Source organism: Spirosoma sp. 209, assembly GCF_002006735.1.
GTDB classification, from domain to species: domain Bacteria; phylum Bacteroidota; class Bacteroidia; order Cytophagales; family Spirosomataceae; genus Spirosoma; species Spirosoma sordidisoli.
The window spans coordinates 115,092-138,199 of record NZ_MVEC01000023.1 but is presented as its reverse complement, the minus strand read 5'-3'; the positions used below and the strand labels follow the sequence as shown (position 1 = coordinate 138,199).

Here is a 23,108-nt window from a genome sequence, read left to right as displayed (position 1 = left end):
TATTAGCGGTTAATCGTCATGTATCGTACAAACTTGCGCCCGTCGCTCAGGTTGATCACGTAGTAGTACGTTCCGTCAGGTACACCAGCAGCGTTGTCGCTGATTACAGTCCCTGCATTCGGCTTACCGTCCCAGTCGTTGCGATAGTCATCTTTCTTGTAAACAAGGTGTCCCCAGCGGTTGTACACCTCGAGATTGATCGTTGCCGCCCCGGTTCCGCGAATGACGAACAGGTCGTTGATACCATCACCGTTTGGTGAGAAACCTTCCGGAATAAACAACGCGGTGCTGGTAGCGGGCAGATTCAACGGAGTTGCTTCACGCTCGTTCAGATCGGTTGGGTTGCTGTTTCCGTTGATGTCCGGGTTCAGACCATTGGTCGAGACATCAGACACCTTCTCCGTACCCGAGATTGCCTCTGCGTAAGCCGTGTTCAGGAAGGTAGTTGTGCTACCGAACGTAACTACGTTCACCACAAACAGAATGGTGTCTACTTTACCGGCAGCCAGTGTACTGGTGCTATCGCCGAGAACGAGCAGCGGATTAGCGCTGCCATCGAACGCTGGGTTCAGCTTCAGTGCGCTACCGGTCGAAATTGTCACCGGCGGACTCACCACCTTGTAGCTGGCTCCGGTTATGTTGTTAAACACCTTGGAGAGCGTATCACTGACTGACACCTTCTTCAGCAACTCACGACCGAAGTTCTTTACAACGACCTGATACACTACGTTGAAGCTTTGATCAGCCTGACGAACGGTATCCCGAACAGACATAGCCACACCGATGAACGATCGCGTCGACAGGCTATTGAGAATCACCGGTGTTGGTGCGCTGTTGTTACGCGGGTCGAGGTCTTTATCCGGATCATAGTCGGTACCCGTCGTCGACTGGTCTTCAACTACTTTTTTATCCGGTGTCAGTGCTGTAGCCTTTGCCGTGTTATAGAACGTCAGCGAATCCGCATTGCGGGCATCTACCCGTACTATGAACGAGAGGCTACGACTTTCTCCTACGCCCAGGCTACTCAGTGAATCGACCAGCATCTGCGTAATCAGTCCCTGACCAGTATACTGCGGGTTAACGGTCAGCCCCGAGCCAGCACTTACGCTGATCTGATTGCTGACAATAAGCGCCCCGTTACCAAACGTTTCGGAAAGATTATCAACCACCTGCACTTTGGTGAGCGGCACCGTACCACAGTTTTTCAACGTGATCGTATATGGGATGTCGAATACACCTTCAGAGACAGCTATCGGCTCTCCAGCCAGCTTGGCTACACCGAGCAGACCGGCGGGCAGATCAAAGCGAACAGGTGTTGAGACGGCACCCGGCTTAACAGGATCAAGCCCGTCATTCGAGATGTCACTAACCGTCTGATTCGTTCCAGTCGTCTGTCCTGTCACCGTTGCCGAAGAGAAGAATGGACCATTATTGCCATTCGGCTTCACATTGACCACAATCAGAACAGTATCCTGCTCGCCTGCTGCCAGTTTGCTGGTTCCGGCAAGTACATTGGGGTAGGTATTGCCGTCATAATTGGCATCCAGTACCAGCTTGCTGCCAGCGCCTACTTTTGTGCCCACCACCGTATACGATACCGGCGGGGCGAAGGCCTGTACCAGACTGTCGGTCAGACTAATGCCTGTCAGATCAACATCACCCAGGTTCTTGATTGTTGCCTTGTAGGTAATGGTATAGCTGCTGTCAGCCTTCGGCTCAACCTTCAATACAGTGAGGGCCAGACCAATACCCGGTCCCTGTGGCTGTCCACCACCCAGCGTAAAGCTGGTTACAGTCGAGTTGTTGGTGGGGTCACCATCACCATCCGGATCAGTATCGCCACCGCTTGTCGACAGATCGGTTACGGTTCCAGAGCCATTCAGTGCCGTAGTACTTGCAATGTTGATAAATCCTCGGGTCGTATCGCCCGGTACGCGTCTTACAACCACGTCCATCGTGAATAGCTGCGAACGGCCTGGTGCGATATAGCTTACCGGGTCGAGCAGATCAACGTTACCTCCTGCACCTGTGAAGGTAGCAAGCGGCTTCAGGGTAGAACCGACCTCTGGCTTCACGACCGCACTCACCAGTTGGTTGGGTGCGAAGAAGAAAGCCAGATCATCAACCACCTGCACTTTCCGCAAGGTATCGTCACCGAAGTTAGTCGCAACGAAGCGGTAGGATACTTTGATCAATGAATCGCCCTCAGCTTTTGGCGTACCTAGTACCGACTTGGCAAGACCAATCTGGCTTGGTTTATAGGCCGAGTTGTTGGTAACCGTCACACTAGCCGTGTTGTTAGCCAGATTGGTGTCTTTCTGGTCGAAGTAGGTGATAGCAGCCGTATTGACAACCGCGCCTTTGGCTACGAGTCTTGCCTGGAAACTGATCGAATCAGACTCCCCAGCCTGGAGGCTGTCAATCCGCTTCGTTATCACACCATTCGATACCGAGAAGTCAAAGACCTCACTTGGTATCAGTTCGAGTCCCTTAGGCAGTACGTCGCGTATGTCGATGTTCTTAGCCGTATACAGGCCGTTGTTCGTTACCTTGATGGTATACGTTACCGGCTCTCCATCCTCTACCGTCGATATATCTGCCAGCTTACTGATAGATAGGTCTGTCTTAACTGTATCTGTAGCACAGTTGAAGATACTTACTACCACTTTGGCAGGTGCGCTCACACAACCGTTGCTGTTCCGGGCAAATACGTAGTATGTGCCGGCACCTACTGAGTCAGGGCGCGTGATGAGTTTCGACCAGGCTGGCTGCCCGATACGGTACTCATAGGTGCTACCCGCTGTTGTTGCCGAGAGAGCCGACGTCAGGTTAGCTACTACCGACGGACAGTTGTTGCGAATGTTCGCGACGAGCGGCATGGGAGCTGGTTCGGCTACTTTCACGACAACTGGCTCGGAGAAAGCTGAACTACATCCGCTTCCATCTACAACCTGCAGGGTGTAGGTGCCACTGGTTTTCACTACGATGCTCGATGAGCGCTCTTTGTTACTCCAGACGTAGCCGCTAGCACCTACTGGTCCAATAAGCTTGACAGAGTCACCATAACAGAGGTTCGTTGATCCTACGATCTGAACCGTCGGGACGGTCTTACTACCTTGAATCGTCAGCACCATCTCGTCCTTAGCGACTGCGCAGGCTGCGTTGTTCGTACTTACTGACAGCGTCAGCGTTACTTTGCCTGACGCTATATCCTCGGCGCTGGCCGTATACGTGGCGTTCAGCTGGAACGAGTTATCAAAAGTACCTGTACCGCTGGTGGTCCAGTGGGCGGTTTTACCCGCACCACCCATTACACCCGCTAGTTGATAGGTCTTCGCAGCGCATATGCTGGCGTCAGCACCCGCATTGGCCGTTGCCGGATTCTGCGGATTACAGGGTGAAGCGTCGCCACAGGTATTGATGTTAATATGGATGGCAACCGGCAGGCTATAGCAGCCGTCAATCGTTTTCTCCACCACATAATACGTACCGGCACCTACTGCTGTGTTCGTCACCTTTGAGGCTGCGCTCAGCGACTGGCTCGTATAGAACTCAAATACACCACCGCGGGTCGAGACCTGACTAGTTACGGCCGTCGTCAGATCGACCGTATTAATTGGACAGGTATTGGCTTTGTCTACTGTCTTCGGCTGAGCCACTTTCGGTAGTACCGTCACTGTTACCTCATTCGAGGCTTCGCTCTTGCAATTATCCGATGTGCAGCAGCGGGCCGTATAGGTTTGCGTAGTAGCCAGAGACACCGTCAGGGTCGAGCCTACCTGGTTGTTCGACCAGGTAACGTATGAACCAGCCGGGCAACCCTGCGCTACCAGCGTTACTGGTGCACCGAAGCAAGCAGTCGTGCTGGCTCCGCCGGCCACCGAGATCGTTGGCGCAGCAGGAGCACCTGCTTTAATAGTCGTGTATGGTGACCAGGCGCTCGAGCACTCTCCAATCTTACACTTCACCCGGTAGCTAACATCGTTTGTGGCGATGAATGACAGGCTGCTACCCGTTGTAACGTTGTCGGACCAGATATACTGACCACCCTCACAGCCTGTAGCGGTGAGTGTTACCCACTCGCCTTTGCAGGCAACCATCCGATCGGCAGAGATCGTTGGTACGTTCGGCGTGCTCACTATTGCATCGCCCATGTTCGAGTAATCGCTGGTACAGCCATCGATGGTGCACGTAGCCATTACCCATAGATCGGCCACGATTGTTTTCGTAATCGATGCGCCTACATCGCCGTTGGTCCAGCGGATGGTACCTCCCTCACAACCAGTGGCTGTAAACGTAACAGCAGTACCAGCACAGATCGTAAACGGTTTGTTCGGGCTTATGACAGGCGGAGCCACGCGTCTGACGTTAATCTTGGCCCCAGCGACATCGAGATCAGCACAGATCTTCCGTTCTGCAATGAGCTTAACGACATCACCACCCGTTGTCAGACCCGGTTTCACAGCCGACAGGTCGAAGTAGTTCGGCGTATTTGGTGTAGCGTTGTACACCAGCGTATGAATCGTATAGCTACCCGCTGCGTTGGTGACGCTGAAGGTTGGCGTGGTACTGGTCTGTTGAATTACCAGATCAGCTCCTTTTGTCAGCACATATAGTACTGAGTAGCCCGTCGGCTGCACCAGACCACCGTTTGGCGTAGCGGCCAGCGTTATAACGGTGGCAGTACCCGAACAGATTGTAGCTTCAACCGGCACCAGCGTACCTGCTTTGGCGACGCAGCTGCCCGGGTTCACGATAATCGTGTTCGACGGATTGCTGAGACAGGTGCGGTAGCGGCACTGGGCATAATACGTCTGCGTACCGTTCGGACGGACAACAATCACGTTACCCATGTTGTTGCCGTTGATATCGTTGGCGCTCCAGATGACATCACCCGTGCAGCCGATGGCGGTCAGCGATACGGTACCACCAGCTTCCACAACGGTTGCCGAAGCGACAATGGTTGGTGTTGGTACCGGCGTCACCGTGATCGTGTAGGTTGCCGACTGCGGGCTCCGGCATTTGCCATCCTGGCAGTAGACCGAGTAGCCCGTCGTTACCGTTGGCGACACGATGATGCTGGTCGTTGTCTGACCTGTGCTCCACATTGGTGTACCCATGCAGTTGGTCACCGTCAGCGTTACTTCTTCGCCTGGGCAGGTGTGATCCGTGCTGCAGGTTACGATCGGCTGTGGGGTTGCAGTTACGCTCACCTTGATGGTGTTCGACCGGCTGCTGCCACAGGCACTTCCGCTGGTAGCTGTACAGATTGCGTAGAACTCGTTTTGCGTTGGCGTTGCCGATACAGACACCACCGAGCCGGTCTGACCATCAGACCAGGTGATGGTACCTCCCGTGCAACCCGTTGCCGTCAGCGACACCAGGCCGCTGCCACAGATTGAGGTCGTTGAAGCAACAATCGTTGGCGGTGCTATTGTACCTGAAGTCGTTACCGTTACCCGGATACCGAGCGACCGGTCGCTTTCGCAGTTCCCCTGTTTGCAGGTAGCGAAATACTCTTTTGTTTCTGTCGGGAAGAAGCTAATGCTGGCACCGACGCGGTCAATACCATACCACTTAACAGTCCCTTCACATCCTTCGGCCGTGAGCGTCACTTTCTCCCCGCTACAGATCAGGTTTTTACCTGAGGTCAGACTGATTTGCGGAGCCTGTGGGTTCACGATCGTTACCGGAACGGCATTCGATGGCTCGCTTAGGCATGTGCGATAACGGCACTGAGCATAATAGCGCATGCTTGCCGTTGGCCGAACGGTGATAACTGACCCGGTCAGGGAGTTACCATCTGTACCCGCCACGTTCCAGATAACGGTACCGTTGCAGCCCGATGCTGTCAGCGAGATTGGCGCCCCGGCGCAGGCCGTATCCGCACTGGCCGTTACAGTCGGAACCATAGCCGGGACTACGCTGATCGAGTATACTTTTGAAGACTCGCTCCGGCAACCATTTGATTTACAGTATACCGAGTAGCTATTATTACCCAGGCTCGGGCGGACAACGATGCTTCCCGTCGTAAGAGTTGTGCTACTCCATACCGGTGTTCCCGCGCAGCCATTCACGGTTAGGGTTACTTCTTCACCCGGGCAAGCAATGGTTGTACTACAGGTGATGGTCGGCGTCGGCAGGCCTGTCGAAATATCGATGGTCTTCGTAGCCGGTTTGCTTGGGCAGCTACCAACGACACACTGAGCCGTATACGTAGTGCGGTTTGTTGGTTCAACCACAATCACGTTGCCGGTTTGTGCCCGCTCTGACCATTCAATTTTACCACCTTCACAACCCGATGCAGTCAGCGTTACGGATGTACCTGGGCAAACCTGATCCGCACTGGCCGTAATGACTGGTGGCTGCGGATCCCGTACGGTTACCGTGATGAGGTTCGACCGGCCACTGATGCAGGCCTGACCCAGTACACAGCTAGCCGAGTAGGTAGTCGTTACAGATGGCGTTACGATCACACTGAAACCAGTTTGTTGATCCGACCACCGAACAGTACCTCCTTCACAGCCTCGGGCCACCAGGGTCGTCGAACTGCCTTTGCAAATCTCCGTCAGGGCGCAGACAATAACCGGCGGTTCGGCGTTACAAACCGACACATCTATCGTTGCGCGAGCGGTATCGTTTTTCGCATATCGCGGATCGTTGTTCGAACCGCTGATGATGCCCGTATTCGTAATCGTACCACCAGCGTTAATCGTTGCTTCGATTAACAGGCTACGGTTCGATCCTTTCGTGAGCGTACCGATGGTCCAGGTACTGGTAGCTGCATTGTACTCAGCAGCTGGCGTGGCGCTTACAAATGTCAATGTGGGCGGAAGCACATCTTTCACCTTCACATCGGCACCCGTAATCGGTCCGTTGTTGCTGGCCGTGAGCGAGTAAGTTATTTTCTGACCTACTTTATACGGACCTGCCGTCACGACAGTTTTCGCAAGAGCCAGGTCTGGCAGGCACGTTCCGACCGTGATAGTCAGCGACGCACGCGGGCTTACACAACCACTTGAGTTAACTGCCTCGGCGGTATAAACCACCTGGCCGGCCGTAGCTGGCGTTACGATCAGTTTACCACCGCTTTCCGTTGTACCCACCAGTTTGTTATTCTGATCATACCAGTTGATACGAGCACCCGGCGCAAAGCCTATCAGCTTAGTGCTGCTACCCTGACAAACCAGTGTGTCGTCGCAGGCTACACCAACCGGCATATCGGGCCGCTTGTTGATAGAAACAAGCATTGAACTGGTAGCAGCCTTACAAACACCGGCTCCGTCAGGATCGTTGGTTGTTGCAGTCAGCATAACTGAACCGCTGGCAACATCAGCTGCAGATGGTGTATACGTAGTGCTCAGGCTGGTTGGGCTGCTGAACGTACCCGTACCGTTGGTCGACCAGACAACACTTGTTGCCGAACCAGACAGTACAGCTTTTACAGGAACGCCATCACCCGAGCAGATCGACACCCCTGGGCCTACATTGACACCTGCCACGTTCTGGCAGTTACAGTCTACAATTTCCACCGTCAGCACCGTTGGGTTGCTGTAGCACCTTCCTGATTTGGCAAACAGGTAGTACTTCCCGGCACCTACTACTGTAGTGTTCGTCACCCGGGTGGCTTCTGAGCGGGTTAGACTCGTATACCACTCATAAGTAAGTCCTGTACTGTGGTTTTCTATTTCGATCGTTGTCAGATCGACAGTTGTCTTCGGACAGATATTCTTGATGTTACCGAGACAGATTGGGGTGGGCACGGTCGTTACCGTTACCACGATCGGCTTGCGTGGGCTAACGCAGCCTTCTGTCATTGCTTCGGCATAGTATACAGTCGTTGTGGTCGGATTAACCACGTACGGCTCACCACTGGCTGTGGTCGCAACAGCTACCCCGTCATATGGGGTGAGGTACCAGCGAATTTTTGCACCCGGAACTGAAGTCGATGCCACCAGCGTGGTACTCTCCCCGTTACAGATGCTGGCATCAGCAGAAACCGTCAGGTTGAAATTATCCGGGCATCCTGTACCAATAGAGATGCTGTACGGAACAGCTACCAGGCAGGATTTGGCATCTGTAGCAACAACCGTAAAGTTGCTGACACCAGCCGTAGTTGGCGTCCCGGATAGTACACCCGTAGTCCGATCCAGCGTCAGACCAAGAGGTAGGCTACCAGCCGTCACAGCGTATGTATAAGGTGATATGCCTCCCGTGGCTACCAGAGTCTGACTATAGGATGTCCCTTTCACACCTGCTACCAGCGTTGACGGCGTCAGGGTTATTGGCTGACAGAGTGTGCAGGACGCCGGCACGGCATAGGTCGTACTCTTGATCATATTCACCACACCTGCCAGCGTTGCCGTAACTGTGCGCGAAGCAGGACCATTGCTGACCCCCGTCAGAGAGAACGAGACGGAAGCCTGTCCAGCCGTAACCGTGAATGAGGCAACAGGCGAACCATTTTCCGTAATCGTCAAAACACCCGGAATAATGTTCGTAAACGAAACAGTACCGGTGGTGATGTACCCGTTCGTAGCGGTATTACAGATAGCTGGTGCTACAACGATGGCCATAGCCGGCATTCCACCTACCGTTACCGGTACAGACGCAGTATTATTAGACGGGTTGGTATCAACAGGTCGGTATCCATCCGTGTTCGATACCGATGTGAATGGACTGAGGACGGCTATGTTGGTCAGCGAACCACCCGCAAACGCGGCACTGATCTGCGCCGACAACGTCAGCGAGGTTGTACCTCCGTTGGCGGCCAGCGGTCCGGCAATCACCGTGCTCACCGAATTGGCTCCGCTCGTCGCGAAACCAGTTCCGCTCACAAAACTCATACTGGCCGGTAAGAGGTCATTAACAACCACATTATAAACCGGATAAGCTGAGTTGTTCGTAACCCTTACTTCATACGTAACAACATCACCAGCCGTGAACGAGCTGCGGCCACCGGCTACCGTCTTAGCGATACCTACATCATAGCCCGGTACAAACCCGGCATCCAGACTGCCGTTGAACTCGCCCGAGGTCAGCGTCACGCTGCCCGTGCGGCCCGTGGCCAGCAGGTCACTGTCCATGGTACGATCCGTACCGCTCAACGGCGTGGTAGCCGTGAAGCCCGTCGGTGTCGAGAAGCCTACCGCATAGCTGTTGCTGCTGCCCGGGGTCAGCCCCGTAAAGCTATAGAAGCCCGTGCTGCTGGTGAGCACCGTCTGGCTGGTGGGCTGTCCGTTGAGGAACAGCGTGGCCACCACCCCGGCAATGCCTGGTTCTCCGGCATCCTGCACGCCGTTGCTGTTTAGGTCCGCCCATACATAGTCACCCAGACCGGCGAAGCTACCCACAGGTACCGTCGTCGTGGCCGTGTTATTATTCGGTGTCGAATCCTGGGGCTTGTACCCATCCACGTTACTGGTGGAGGTAAACGGACCAACTACTGCTACGTTGGTAATGCTGGTGGCCGAGTAGGTGTTGCTAATCTGGGCGGTATAAGTCAGGCTCACCGAACCACTAGCTGCCAGCGGACCAGCGATGGTACCACTGGCTGAACTGGGGCCGCTGCTAACCAGGCCGCTGCCGCCTACAAAGCTCACCCCGGCAGGCATCTGATCTTTCACCTCTACGTTATAAACCGGGTAGGCCGAATTGTTGGTGACCAGTAACCGATACGTGATCAGGTCGCCCGGCAGATAGCTGCCTTTGGGGTTCACCACCAATTTCTCGATACCTACGTCATAACCCGGTACAAACCCGGCATCCAGACTGCCGTTGAACTCGCCCGAGGTCAGCGTCACGCTGCCCGTGCGGCCCGTGGCCAGCAGGTCACTGTCCATGGTACGATCCGTACCGCTCAACGGCGTCGTGGCCGTGAAGCCCGTCGGCGTCGAGAAGCCTACCGCGTAGCTGTTGCTGCTGCCCGGGGTCAGCCCCGTAAAGCTATAGAAGCCCGTGCTGCTGGTGAGCACCGTCTGGCTGGTAGGCTGTCCGTTGAGGAACAGCGTGGCCACCACCCCGGCGATACCCGGTTCTCCGGCATCCTGCACGCCGTTGCTGTTCAGGTCCGCCCACACATAGTCACCCAGGCCAGAAGTCGGAATCAGATAACCGGCATCGATAGTCGTGTTGTTCTCACCCGAGGTCAGCGTCACCGAACCGCTCAGCCCCGTCACCAGATCGGCGTCGGAGTCAATCGTGTTATCGGTGCCAGAACGCGGGGTAGTCGCCGTCAGACCGGTCGGGGCCGTGAAGCTCACCGAGTACACGTTGGTCAGGCCTGGCGTCAGGCCTGTGAAGCTGTACAAGCCACTAGCATCGGTTGTGGTCGACGCCACTACTGTACCGTTGAGCAACAGGCTTACCGGCACGCCCGAGATGGGGGTGTCGCCGGTCGACTGAACACCGTTGCGGTCGTTATCGGCGAAGACGTAGTTACCCAGGCTGGCAGGCTTGATGAAACCCGCGTCTACGGTACTATTGAACTCGTTAGCGGCCAGTGTGTAGCTACCCGTCACACCCGTGCTGGGATTAGCATCACTATCCGTTGCGTCAGGGCCTATGTTGGCCACCGTTCCGCTAAAGCCGGTTGGGGTTGAGAAGCTTACCGAGTAGACGTTGGTCGAGCCAGGGGTCAGCCCCGTGAAGCTATATAAACCACTGGCATTCGTCGTGGTCGTAGCGATCTCCAGCCCATTGAGCCGCAAGCTTACGGTTACCCCCGAAATAGGTGGCTCACCGGCATCCTGCTGCCCGTCGGCATTCTTATCTTCCCAGACAAAGTTGCCCAGGCCAGCCGTCAGACCCTGGTAGCCGGCGTCGATGGTCGTATTGTTCTCACCCGAGGTCAGCGTTACCGAACCGCTCAGCCCCGTCACCAGATCAGCGTCGGAGTCGATCGTGTTGTCGGTGCCTGAACGCGGGGTAGTTGCCGTGAAGTTGGTCGGGGTGGAGAAGCTTACCGAGTACACGTTGGTCAGGCCTGGTGTCAGGCCTGTGAAGCTGTACAAGCCACTGGCATCGGTTGTGGTCGACGCCACTACTGTACCGTTGAGCAGTAGACTCACCGGCACGCCCGAGATGGGGGTGTCGCCGGTCGACTGAACACCGTTGCGGTCGTTATCGGCGAAGACGTAGTTACCCAGGCTGGCAGGCTTGATGAAGCCCGCGTCTACCGTTGGGTTATTCCGGGCGGTACTCGATTCAGGCTGACTTGTATCTATAGTATATACGCGCGTCAGTCCATTGAGGCCCGCATCACTGTTCATGTCGTCCGATACACCCGTTACCGTTTGCGACGTAGGCTGGAACCCAGCTGGTGTCACGAACTTAACCGTGTAACTGCCATCGGTCAGACCGGTAAAGCTATAGAGCCCACCCACGGTTGTTGTGGTCGAGGCCAGCAGCGTTGTACTCGTTGGATCATATAGCTCAACGGTTACACCGCTGATACCGGGTTCGTCAACGTCCTGTTTGCCATTGGCATTTTTGTCTTCCCAGACAAAGTTACCCAGGCTCCCCAGCGGCCCCGGTACAAATTCGATGTTACAGCAGTTTGATGAAGCACATTCATTCTTGTAGGTCACAAAACGATAAACGCCCACCGACTTTATAGTCAATGAGTTGTCATTGTTTACTACAGCCAGCGAGGTCGATACGGCGGATGTACTGATGGGTACATCGTTGCGAAACCATTCGATCCGGTCGAAACCAGCTGGTACTGACACAGTATATTCATCACCCCCATAGAAAAAGATAGGAATAGCGAAGCAAACGGCCGCATAATCATCTTCGTATATATTACCAGACGCAGGCGAATCGGGATCGGTCTGATCGAGGCTGGTAACCTCGGCGGTGTTAAACCATACTCCTCGTCCGACTACGGTGGCCCGGAAGGTAAGCGTCGCCGATGCGCCGGGCGCAATCGAAGGAATACGCCAGGTTCCGGTCGTCACCGTTGATGACGCTGCCGCCGTGTATGTTCCTGATGAAGTCGACGCTGACGAAGGCACATAAGTAGCCCCTTCCGTAAGCAGGAGGTCCGTTACTACTACATTGGTGGCAGTAGCAGTCGCATTAGCTGCGTTGGTAACGACCACCGAATACGTGATAACATCACCAAGTGCCGGGTTCTGGTTGCTGACGGCTTTAGTCAGACTTAGGTCGACGACGGCCGTTTGCGCAAACGTTGCCGGAATACCGCCTAGCCAGAAAACAAGCAGTGCCACCAGTGACAGCACTCCCTGACGAGACCGCGCGCCCCATGAACGACCCTCGCCCCCTGCACCGGCCAGACGTTGTGAAAAACGGCTCGTGCGAGTAGGCTTCTCTAATGCCGTATTATCCCCCCTGCCCACGTTAACTCTGGGTCGGCTTATGGACATATGAGGTGATTCGTTCTGTAAAATTTGATCATTCATTCGCGGTAGAGTAAGAAAAGTGGGTAGCTGCTGGATAAAGTCTATAGATGGGTTGATAGTACGCCCGGGCGGAATATCGGGCGGGCGCCCCGCCGACCGGATACTGCCAACGGCAAAGAGCCGGGCTGGCGCCAGCAACGACTCTGTCATGAAGAAAGGGAAAGGTTGCTGTTTGGGTTGAATTGATGGAAGAGGCTGAAACTTTCTCTGTATCAGCTGAAGCACATAGCCAACTACCTGATTTGCCAGATAACCTAGTTTTTCTCGGACATTATCAATCTTCCGGTCGTTTTTACGACCGACCGGATTAACTGAAACGTCAGGACGTTTTATGCGAAGCGTAGACGTTACTTCCATCTGCAACTTTATTTGGAGCGTATACTTAGCGGCAAAATCAGCCCGCAAACGTTGCGATTATTCTGACCGACAAACCATGCATAAGTCACGGTTTGCCCTGCCTGAGAACAGTGGCTATTTTACTCTCCAAGAATTTAACTAAAACTATGCCAAACACCCACCCCTCAGTGATACGCAAACAGGACGGCAAGTAAATCATTGTATATTCGAGAGTTAATGACCCGCACGTATAGTGGTTGGGGTAAGTAAGGGCAGTCTGATCCCTGCCGAATTACTCCAATACGACTACAGGAGCAACCCGCCGGGTTTAGCGAAAACTATGCCAAGTGTAATGTAACCGGCCCGGCGTGACTAATTTATTCAGCACGCCAGATTACGCATGACGGATCACTCTATTTGACAATAAAGCAGCCCAGCAGGCAGGTCGATAAGAGAGGATACGAGAAAATGGGAGCCGGATAAGAATGTCCAGAGAGGCTTATCAACATAATCGGCCGACAAATATAGCTACTCAACAGAGTAAAATAGTTCTGACTCGATAATTTGACCTAAAAAAAAGAGCTGCCCTTTTAGGAGCAGCTCCGGTAAGCAGTTGCGAGTAGTTTTTCCTAGAAATCGTAGCCAAGCGTCAGGTAGGCAATGGGCTTGGTGACCGTTTTATCTTCCAGCCCCCAGCCGTAATCAAACTTGACGAAGTAGCCGAACAACATGGTTCGGGCGCCGGCGCCGTAACCAATCAGGAACGGATTTTTGAAGTTGGTGACCCTGGCCCGGAACGGGATATTCCCCCCTCCTACACTTTCCGTATTCAGACTATTCTGCTGGCTGAACGGCCCACTTCCCGTCCAGGCGGTACCAATATCGGTAAAGGCCACCAACTGCAGATTCCGCAGGAAGTTCGACGTGATGTTGCCCCGATACAGGTACCGGATCAGCGGGAGCCGGAGTTCGGCGTTGAATAGCATATAGCTGTTACCCGTCAGTTTTCCCTGCCGGAACCCCCGCAGCGGAGCCGCGAAATCCAGGAAGAATACATCGCGGTAATCATACGGAATTTCGTTGGCCAGCGTGTTGGGCACCCGTAATGGGTTATTGACAATAGCATCTTTCTGGTTCGCTCCAATCCAGTTTTCCATTCCGCCCAACGTACTTTGCTTCGGCGATGGTCCACCCGACTGGCTAAACGCAAAACGGGCGGCCAGAATCAGGTCCCGGTGTATTTTCTGGTAGTGACGCAGATCGAGCGATAGCCGGCGGAAACCCTGCGAAGCAGCCCGCAACCCACCGTATTCCTCGAAACGGAGTTTCATGCGGGTGCCTACGGTCATATTCATGCCGTTAACCTTTGTATTATCGAACACAAACTCGCCCCGCAGACCGGCATAGTCCGACACGCGGTCGGGTTCAGCAAAGGTGGTCAAATCAATCAGCCGGGTAATGGCGTAGAAGGGCGAGATGGTAAGCCGGCTGTTTACCGAAATCGGATACGAAGCCGACACGGCTATGCGGTTGTATCGATATTTCTGAGTCAGGCCCAGCTGATCAATGAACAGGGTCTGCCGATCAACCCGGGCGCCGTAATCGATGCGGTTCGTCTGATTGGTGTACTCCGCGAAGAGATCGCTGTTTCGCAGGGTCGTTGTGATGAAACCACCCGCCCGAAGCACGTGATTCTCGAGCAGGTCGGTTAAAGTTACGTCCTGCGCGAAGCCAAAGCCCCGAATCGGATCGATGCGCCAGTTTGAGGTAGCATCGTTGATGGTAAACATTCCTTTGTACGCATACGGCCCACGAATGGTAATGTTTTCGCGCCGACGATTACGCGGAGGAGCGGTGGCAATACTAGGGGTTAGCCCCACTGTCCGGCGCTGGCGGTACTCGGCCGCCTTCAGCACCTCGGGGTCGAACTGGTAATTATCGGTATCCACCTCACCAGGTTCCAGCGCCAGCTGCCGCGCCGGTTCAGGACGTACCGTATCGGCCTGCCGGGCTGCTACCGAATCGCCCGAAACGGCACCGGCCCGTCGGGTGGTATCGGTACGCAGCTGCTCGGCCCGAACCGAAGCCGACGGATTGGTGCGATTGAGCGTTGCCACCCGCGGGGTAAGCGGAGCCTGAGCCGTTTGGGTCAGGTTTAGTTTTGAGCGGAACCCGATATACTCATCGCCATCCTGCAGAGTGCTGTAGACGAAGCCACCCGTGGCCGGGTTGAGGTCATACAGTCGGATACTCTGCGGGAAAGCGGTTACCTGCCGGGCCGTACGCGTTTCGGTATTATACCGGTACAGGTTACGGACACCGTTGGCGTCGTTCAGATAATAAATCGTCGTTTCATCGGCCGGAATGGGGTTCGCAGCATGGGTCAGCGAATCGGTCAGCCGCTGCACCGACAGGTTACGGGCGTTACCTTCGTGGCTGAACAGGGTAAGCCGGTCGCGGATGGTCTTGTAGCTTCCTTTGTCAACACCCAGCGTGTCGAGCTGGCGGTTGGAGCTGAACACGATCTGCCGGGCCGTACGCCCAACAAACTGCGGATACAGATCGTCGTAGAGGTCGTTTGTGATCTGCTGGTAAGACCCGCGGTTAATACTGTATAAGAACAGATCATTCTGCCCTTTCCGGTCGGCGCTCATGATGAGGCTGCTGCCATCTTCCGACGCATCCATCCAGACAACCTGCGTTAAGCCGTTCACGGTGCGTCTGAACTCCTGGCTTGGCCGCTTTTCCAGGTTAGAAAACTGGTACAGGTTCGTACGGCCCAGCTCGTCGGTCAGTACCAGCAGGTTGTTGTCTTTCTGCCAGGCCACCAGGGGCGTACTGGTCCGGGTCGACTGCCCATCGAGCCGGTACCCACCCGACAGTACGGTTGTCTTTTTCCGGTTCGTTGTATTGACAACTTCTACGTTGAATTTACCATCCCGAAGGACGGTATACGCAACAAACTGGTTATCGGGGCTGATCTTCAAACTAACCAGCGATGATTTTTCGTCGGCCGAGCTGACATTGAGTCGAAAATCGTCGGAGCCAGCCTGGTACGACTGCGATACGCTCCCGGCCATACCGGCATAGTATTCGCGCCATTCGCGCAGGAACCGGTTGTAGGGTACACCGAGTGTGCTGGCAATACTGCTTTGCTCGTTCCGGATAATGCGGGTCAGGTTCAGGATATTGGATACATTATCGCGCCCGTATTTCTGCACGATGTAGTTCCAGATGGAGTGGCCTACCCGTTCGGCTTCGGCCCCGGAGAGGAGCGACGGTTTCTTGACGGGTCGGGTCAGCGATACGTCGCGCATGTAGTCGTCGAGTTCTACACTATTGCCCTCGGCAATATACGACGCCACCCCCGGCATGAACCAGTCGGGCAGCGTCAGCAGCAGTGAGCTTTGTAAGGCATCTTTCAGACTCCCTCCGTACAGCATGTCGTAAACGAACAGCATGGATATATCGCGGATAATCTGTCGGCGAAAGCTGATCTGATCGCCTGTAAAAGCCAGCTCTACCCGCGACTTCGATAAGTCGAGATCACGACCGCTCAAGCCCGACTGTGCGTTGAGACCAATGTTACTCTGTGCCAGTTCCTGCGGGGAGTTGAACAGAAAAATTTTGATACGATTGTAGGGGGTATAGCCCAGGAGTTCGGTGATTCGGTCGAACTCCGACTCGGCATACTGGGCCGTCAGGTTGGCGATCTGAGTGCCGTCCTGGTAATAGTAGATTTCGAAGTTCGATGTCCGAACAATTTTCCAGTCGAAGTTCCGGTACTGAATCCGGTTTTTACCGAACCGCTCGAGCGACGGATAATTTTGCGCCACGGCTGCGCTCAGCCCTCCCAGCCACAAGCCCAACAGCAGTATGTAATGGTTCCGCATAACGAAATAGTATAGACGTTGGCTACCGGTTTTCGGTACTCAGTATACGGTAAACGACCTGATAAAGATGCTGGTTACCGATCCGAAACTGAAAACTAATCAACCGTGACTGTATAACGACACACAGCGGCTAATATTCGCTTCCGGTTCTAATTCTTCACCATCGAGCAGGTGCCGCGCAAAGTCTTCGGCCAGGTAGGGGGCCAGCGATACGCCCTTGGTCCCCATACCGCCAAAAATCCCCACAGCCGGATGTTCAGGATGGATCCCAACAAACGGCCGCCGATCTTTGGTAGATGGTCGAATACCGGCCTGCTGCGCCACAATCTGATACGGTACCCGCAGGACTGGCTGTACTTTCGACTCTAAAAACGATCGACCGTCATCGGTTGTTTGCCAATCGAGATCATGCCATGAATAGGTAGCCCCGATACGGACCAGTCCCGGACGAACGGGCAGGATAAAAACCCCCTGATTAACTATAGCCGTAATAGGATAATTTTCGATGACCGCCGTCAGAATCTGTCCTTTAACAGGATTGTAGGGTAAGTAGCCAAATAACGGATTCTCACGGGCCTGCACCCCATCACAGAATATGACTTTATTGATAGATATGCCGTTCCACTTCACAGCATTTTCCTTGATAATCAGGTCACTATTATCAATACTTCCTTCATAGTATTGATTTTTTCTAACAAAATAGCCTTTTATCAACCGAACAAACTCGGTTAAATCGACCCATCCGGCCCCGTGCACATCTAACCCACCGTAAGGATTGTTGATATACGCCCCATATTGCTGATTATCAGCTGACTCCCGCGCATACGCACGAGCCGCCGGGTCATTGATCAGAGCGAGGTAATCAGCTTTCTCGGCTTCGGAGCGAAACGGACGGTAGATGGTTTTAGGATGGAAAAACCGCACGCCCAGTTCATCTTCGATACCTGTATAATACTGGTGCAAAAACGGAAACAACTCATCCGCTTTCCAGGTACGAACGAGTTTACGGCCCGTGAGCGGATTGACAATACCAGCCGCCACACCCGACGCTGACGGTAAAGCCGGATCATCAGCGAGCAGCACCGAGCAGCCCCGCTGATCAAGTGTCCAGGCCAGCACCGACCCAGCCACCCCCTGCCCCACTATCAGAAAGTCGACGGTCATTTATAAGGAATGATGAGTGATGAGTGATGAATTAATTATACATTATTCATTTCCCACTATACATTTTTAGCCTGCTCACTTTATTGCTTTCTGCCGATGGAGTTCAGACAGGCGCCGGTCGGCCTGTTCGATGACCCAGTCGACCTGCTCTTCGATGGTCATGTGCGACGTATCCAGCAGGGCCGCATCTGGTGCCTGCATGAGTGGACTTTCTGAGCGGGTCGTATCGATCAGGTCGCGCTTCTCAATATTTTTAATGATATCGTCGAGGTTGACCATGTCGCCTTTTTCGAGCAGTTCCTGCTGTCGGCGTTTGGCCCTGATGTAGGTATCTGCCGTCATGAACACTTTCACCTCTGCATCGGGAAACACCTTGGTTCCGATATCCCGGCCGTCCATGACCACGCCCCGTTTGCGCCCCATCTTCTGCTGCTGAGCGACCATGGCCCAGCGCACTTCGGGGATAGCACTTACCTCGCTGACAATGTTCGAGATATACATGGTTCGGATCTCTCCTTCTACGTTGAGGCCGTTCAGGCACGTCTCGTTCTTGCCGGTACGGGGGTTGTGGTTGAAGGTAATATGAATTCTGTCGAGGGCAGCTACCACTTCTTTGTGGTTGGAAAGCGCAATACGTTCCTGGGTGAAGAACAGGCTTACAGCCCGGTACATAGCCCCGGTATCAATATAACCGTAGCCCATGCGGGCGGCCACAGCTTTAGCGGTGGTACTTTTGCCACAGCTCGAATACCCGTCAATCGCGATAACTATCTTCGGCATGTAATAAGAACCCGCCGAAGCGGTAATGTTTTGGCAAAATAACCACAAAAAAAGCAAAGGGGAAAAAGCAGCGGGCCTGGAGCCTGGGGTACTGTCTACTTCCCCAGACTCCAGGCCCCGGCCCACAGGCACTTATCCCCGTTCAGCCCGCAGGATAGCAAAGACATGCTCATCCAGGTACTGGTTGTTCTTGACGGCAGCCTTCTTATGGATCGCTTCGTGTCGGTACCCGGCCGACTCCAGCACCCGCATAGACCCGATGTTGCCTTCCAGCACGCAGGCAAAGATCCGGTTGACCTGAAAATTACTGAAGATGTAATCGGTCATGATCGGTACGGCCTCGGTCATGATGCCCCGCCCCCAGTACTCTTCGCTGAGCCAGTAGCCGATCTCGGCGTTGTAGCGGTAAATATCATCCTTCACCGTAAACCCGATATTCCCAACCGCCTGTCCGTCAACTTCAACAGCCAGGTTGTTGGGCTGCTGGTACGATTTGTTGGACCGAACCCACGAATGCGCATCGCGGGGCGTGTATGGGTACGGGAAAAAGTCACGGACATTGTTCCAGATACGCCGGTTACTGGCGTGGTGTGTTAGCGAATCTTCGTCGCCCTCGCGCCAGGGGCGAAGCCGACCCAGGGTTAGATCGAACGTAATCAACGTCGTTGTCAAAGAAGTCAGGGTTAATACTACGACAGTAACAACTGGATTAGGTAAATGTTAAGTCGCCCGGTTATTCGGGTAACACGACGGTCAGGCTCCGGGCGCCGTGCGCTCCAATGACCAGAGACTGCTCGATATCGGCGGTCTTCGACGGGCCCGCAATAAATGTTCCGTAGGTGAGCCGGGACCGGTCAAGGCGTTCGTAGGCTACGTGCATGTTGGGAACGAGCGCGTCGCGGTCAACCACCAGCACCAGGTATTGGGTGATGAACGGCAAAGCCCGGTGCATCATTGAGGCCTCCGGTACCCAGATGGCCGCGTTCTCCGCAACGGCAAAATCGCCCCGCAAAACGGCCACGTCAATCTGCTCAAGTACCTGTTTATCGGTCTCCGGCCCGACCGGTACGAGGTCCAGCCCCGGCAAAGGCACCGACGAGGCAATTCGCTGAGCATCAGGAAAAGTTTCCTGCAGAAAACCAACCAGCGAGGCCGGGGTGGCCTGTAGATCGACCAGTTGACCGCCCACAAAAGCCAGCGCTTTCTCGAACCGGTCGCTCAGATCGTCGGCTTCGTTTACGAAGGTCGGCACATCGGGTAGCGGTAAAGGCTCCGGCTTGTTCTGCCGGATGCGGGCAAGCATGGTATCCCGGGTGGTCGTCATGGGCGACAAGTTGGTTTTGTAGCCAATACTACGAAATAACTTCGTCAGCACCCTAACGGATTTCATACCCGCCATTCGGGCGTTCGTCAGAAAAGACTCTGCTGTCGGCTGACCGTGCGATAGTTTTGTGGCTGTCGACACCTGCATAAACCGACTATACACTGTACTTTTCATGAACCTGGCCAGCTCCGTATCCGCCGGTATTCTCTATCGTTTTCCGGCCGGAACCCTCTTTTGTGTCGATCCTATCGGGATTTCGGGCAAACCGGGCCGAAGCAGGCCACCGAAAATGTACTATTTTTAGACCGGCCAGCAATCTTATTCCGACAGGAGTGTCAGCCAGACCCCTGCCTGCTGAGCAACCGATTTTCTGGATCTATTCTGCCACGCTGTCGTTAAGAAATGCGATACACCCACTTTCTGAGGATGAACAACCGAAGACTATCTTCCGACCTATGACCCGCGAACAACTTATCGGCACGATTGGCAAAAATGGCAAGCGGCTAAAGCTGCGGGGGTGCGATCTGGCTAATTTCGACTTTAGCGGCCTCGACATGACGGGGGCTGACCTGAGTTTCTCCGACCTGGCCCGAGCCAATTTCCGCGGAGCTATTCTGCGTGGTGCTAACCTGAGTTTTTCCAACCTGACCGGCGCCGACTTTACCGACGCCGACCTCTACGAAGCCAACCTGAACTACTGCGGTCTCCAGCAGGTCAACCTCACCGGTGCCAACGTAGAAGGCGCTTCGTTCAACTTTTCGGGTCGAAGTTCGTACCAGCCCAATCTGCGCCGGGAGCCCATTACGCTCACCACCATCTTGCAGAAACCCGGCTGGGGAACCCTGATCGGTATGATTCTGGGGGCCCTGCTGGTGTACGGAGCCAGCGGCATTATCTATTTCACCAACCTGATTGCTACGGCTACCGACGACTGTATTGCCGACCTGTACCGGTTTGTAATCGCCCAGAACATTGCCGATGGCATCGCTACCTTTCTGGTGACCTGGGGCTTGCTGGGCTGGCTCACCCATCGGTTTACTACGGTCTGGAAACGGCACCTGATCTTGAGTATTGCGGTATTGGCTTCGGTCATGACGATCAGTACCGGAATCTATTACTGGTTAGGAAGAGAGGTCCTCACCGAACTGAGCAAACGTCCTGATTACAATAACACCAACGCCCCCTGGCACATCTATTTGATAGCCGATGTTTTGATAGCCAACGTCTTTTTGTACGTGCTGCAACAGGGCCGGCAGCTGACCCGCAAGCTCTCCGAACAGGAGTTCCAGCTCCTGAACATGGAGAAACTGAAAACCCGCGCCGAACTGGACGCCCTGCAGGCCAAGATCAACCCCCATTTTCTCTACAACGCGCTCAACAGCATTGCCAGTCTGGTTCATGAAGACCCCGACAAAGCCGAGGAGATGACACTGCTGCTCTCCAAACTGTTCCGCTATTCGACGGGGCGCGAAGGCGAGTTGTTTGCCAGCCTGGCCGATGAACTCGAAATGGTCCGGACGTACCTGAAAGTGGAGCAGGTTCGGTTCGGTAACCGGCTGGCGTTCAGCGTTGAGGTGTCCGAACCCAACCTGATCGATCTTAAACTACCGCAGTTTCTGCTCCAGCCCATCGTCGAAAACGCTATCAAACACGGCATCGCCAAACGCGCCGATTCGGGCCGTATTGATGTTCGTATCTACGAAAAAGCGGGGGAGTTACACCTGTGTGTTCATGATAACGGCCCGGCCTTTCCCGACGAGATGAGTGGTGGTTACGGCTTGCGCAGCATCCAGGACAAACTAAAACTGCTCTACGGCGACGACGGCCGGGTGGAGTTGCAGAACTGGCCGCTCAAGCAGGTGCTGCTGTCTATAAAACTGGCAAAACTTGTCCATAACGACCAGTCATTCTCCGTATCGGAGGTCCACTAATATCCTACCCTTTTACATTTCCCGATTAGCTTCGCCAGCCTTATGTCATTTCCCCTCAGAACCCTACTCATCGACGACGAACCATTGGCCATCAGTCGATTACGGCGCCTGCTGGATAAACACAGCGATACGTTTACCGTTATTGGCGATGCGGCCAACGGCGCCGAGGGCCTGACGCTCATCGAAGCCCGCCAACCCGACGTTATTTTTCTGGACATCGAAATGCCGCTGCTCAACGGGTTCGAGATGCTTTCCAAACTCACCGCCATGCCCATGGTCATATTCGCCACCGCCTACGATCAGTACGCGATCCGGGCGTTTGAGGAGAACTCGGTCGATTACCTGCTCAAGCCGATCGAAGCCGAACGGCTGGCCCGAACCGCTCAGAAAATCCGGGCGCTGGTCGAGCGTAACGAGCCCGAGAGCCGGAGCAATCCGATGACCGAAAGCGTGATGCGCCTACTGGCCCAGATGCAGCCCAAAAAGGAAATCTATTCGATTTCGGTTAAAACCGGCGAAAAAATCCGGCTCGTGCCGCTCTCCGATATTGCCTTCTTCGAAGCCGAAGAGAAATACGTTTTTCTGTCGACCGTTGACGGGCAGAAGTTCCTGACCAGCTACACCCTGACGGCCCTGGCCGAAAAACTACCCGATACGTTCGTGCGCGTCAGCCGGTCGGTGCTGGTTAACCGGCAAAAGATCTCGGAAGTCCACCGCCATTTCGACGGCAAGTACCTCCTGGCCATGAGCGACAAAAAAAGCACGAAACTGACCACGGGAAGCACGTATGGCGATACCGTGCGGCAATTGCTCGAACTGTAAACCAAAACGGGGCTGGGTGAACGACACACTGAGCAGAACCGATTAGTTTTGTAGTATGAGCAAGAAAAACCGCTCCGGGGTTGTCTACTCGACCAACCCGGATTTCAACTACCAGACCGATGAGCAGCCACCGGCCGAAACCCTGCCGCCCACCCAGCAAAACCTGAAGGTATGGCTGGTTAAGCTGGGGGGCAACAAAGTGGTTACGGCTGTTCGGGGGTTTATCGGCAGCGAAGCCGACCTGGCCGAGCTGGGCAAACAACTCAAAGCAGCCTGCGGATCGGGCGGCTCCGCTAAAGACGACGAAATCCTGATTCAGGGCGACCACCGCGACAAAGTCCTGACCTGGCTGACCAATAAAGGCTATAAAGCCAAAAAAGCCGGCGGATAAAGCCATGCCGCTGGCCTGCTCCAGTCCGAAACGATAGGCTCTATA

Annotated in this window: 9 protein-coding genes; 3 read left to right on the top strand and 6 right to left on the bottom strand. The window is 54.5% G+C overall.

Features of this window, described 5'->3' with window-relative positions; genetic code table 11:
• Nucleotides 1-2: 2 nt before the first annotated feature.
• From B1C80_RS25640 to B1C80_RS25615, 6 genes are all read right to left on the bottom strand, one after another.
• On the bottom strand, nt 3-12,230 hold the full coding sequence (locus tag B1C80_RS25640; protein ID WP_161492819.1) for an SdrD B-like domain-containing protein: 12,228 nt from the start codon (nt 12,228-12,230) through the stop codon (nt 3-5).
• Between the two features lie 1,157 nt (nt 12,231-13,387).
• Nucleotides 13,388-16,651 carry a hypothetical protein gene (locus B1C80_RS25635; protein WP_077924043.1) on the bottom strand — a complete coding sequence of 1,088 codons (3,264 nt, stop codon included), beginning with the start codon at nt 16,649-16,651 and terminating at the stop codon, nt 13,388-13,390.
• Nucleotides 16,652-16,750: 99 nt separating this feature from the next.
• Nucleotides 16,751-17,815 carry an FAD-binding oxidoreductase gene (locus tag B1C80_RS25630; RefSeq protein ID WP_077924042.1) on the bottom strand — a complete coding sequence of 355 codons (1,065 nt, stop codon included), beginning with the start codon at nt 17,813-17,815 and terminating at the stop codon, nt 16,751-16,753.
• Nucleotides 17,816-17,890: 75 nt separating this feature from the next.
• Complete coding sequence (gene cmk / locus B1C80_RS25625) at nt 17,891-18,595, bottom strand: (d)CMP kinase (protein ID WP_077924041.1); 705 nt, start codon at nt 18,593-18,595, stop codon at nt 17,891-17,893.
• A 132-nt stretch (nt 18,596-18,727) separates the two neighbouring features.
• Nucleotides 18,728-19,267 carry a GNAT family N-acetyltransferase gene (locus tag B1C80_RS25620; RefSeq protein WP_236648925.1) on the bottom strand — a complete coding sequence of 180 codons (540 nt, stop codon included), beginning with the start codon at nt 19,265-19,267 and terminating at the stop codon, nt 18,728-18,730.
• Nucleotides 19,268-19,328: 61 nt separating this feature from the next.
• Nucleotides 19,329-19,919, bottom strand: coding sequence for an LUD domain-containing protein (locus B1C80_RS25615; RefSeq protein WP_077924136.1), 591 nt, complete (start codon nt 19,917-19,919; stop codon nt 19,329-19,331).
• A gap of 455 nt (nt 19,920-20,374) precedes the next feature.
• Here B1C80_RS25615 and B1C80_RS25610 point away from each other — a divergent pair, with 455 nt between their 5' ends.
• From B1C80_RS25610 to B1C80_RS25600, 3 genes are read left to right on the top strand one after another with little or no spacing between them, the layout of a single operon-like run.
• Nucleotides 20,375-21,850, top strand: coding sequence for a histidine kinase (locus B1C80_RS25610; protein WP_077924040.1), 1,476 nt, complete (start codon nt 20,375-20,377; stop codon nt 21,848-21,850).
• A 42-nt stretch (nt 21,851-21,892) separates the two neighbouring features.
• Nucleotides 21,893-22,672, top strand: a complete 780-nt coding sequence (locus tag B1C80_RS25605) for a LytTR family DNA-binding domain-containing protein (protein WP_077924039.1) — start codon at nt 21,893-21,895, stop codon at nt 22,670-22,672.
• Nucleotides 22,673-22,727: 55 nt separating this feature from the next.
• Entirely contained in the window at nt 22,728-23,063 is a 336-nt protein-coding gene (locus B1C80_RS25600; RefSeq protein WP_077924038.1) for a translation initiation factor, read from the top strand.
• Nucleotides 23,064-23,108 lie beyond the last annotated feature (45 nt).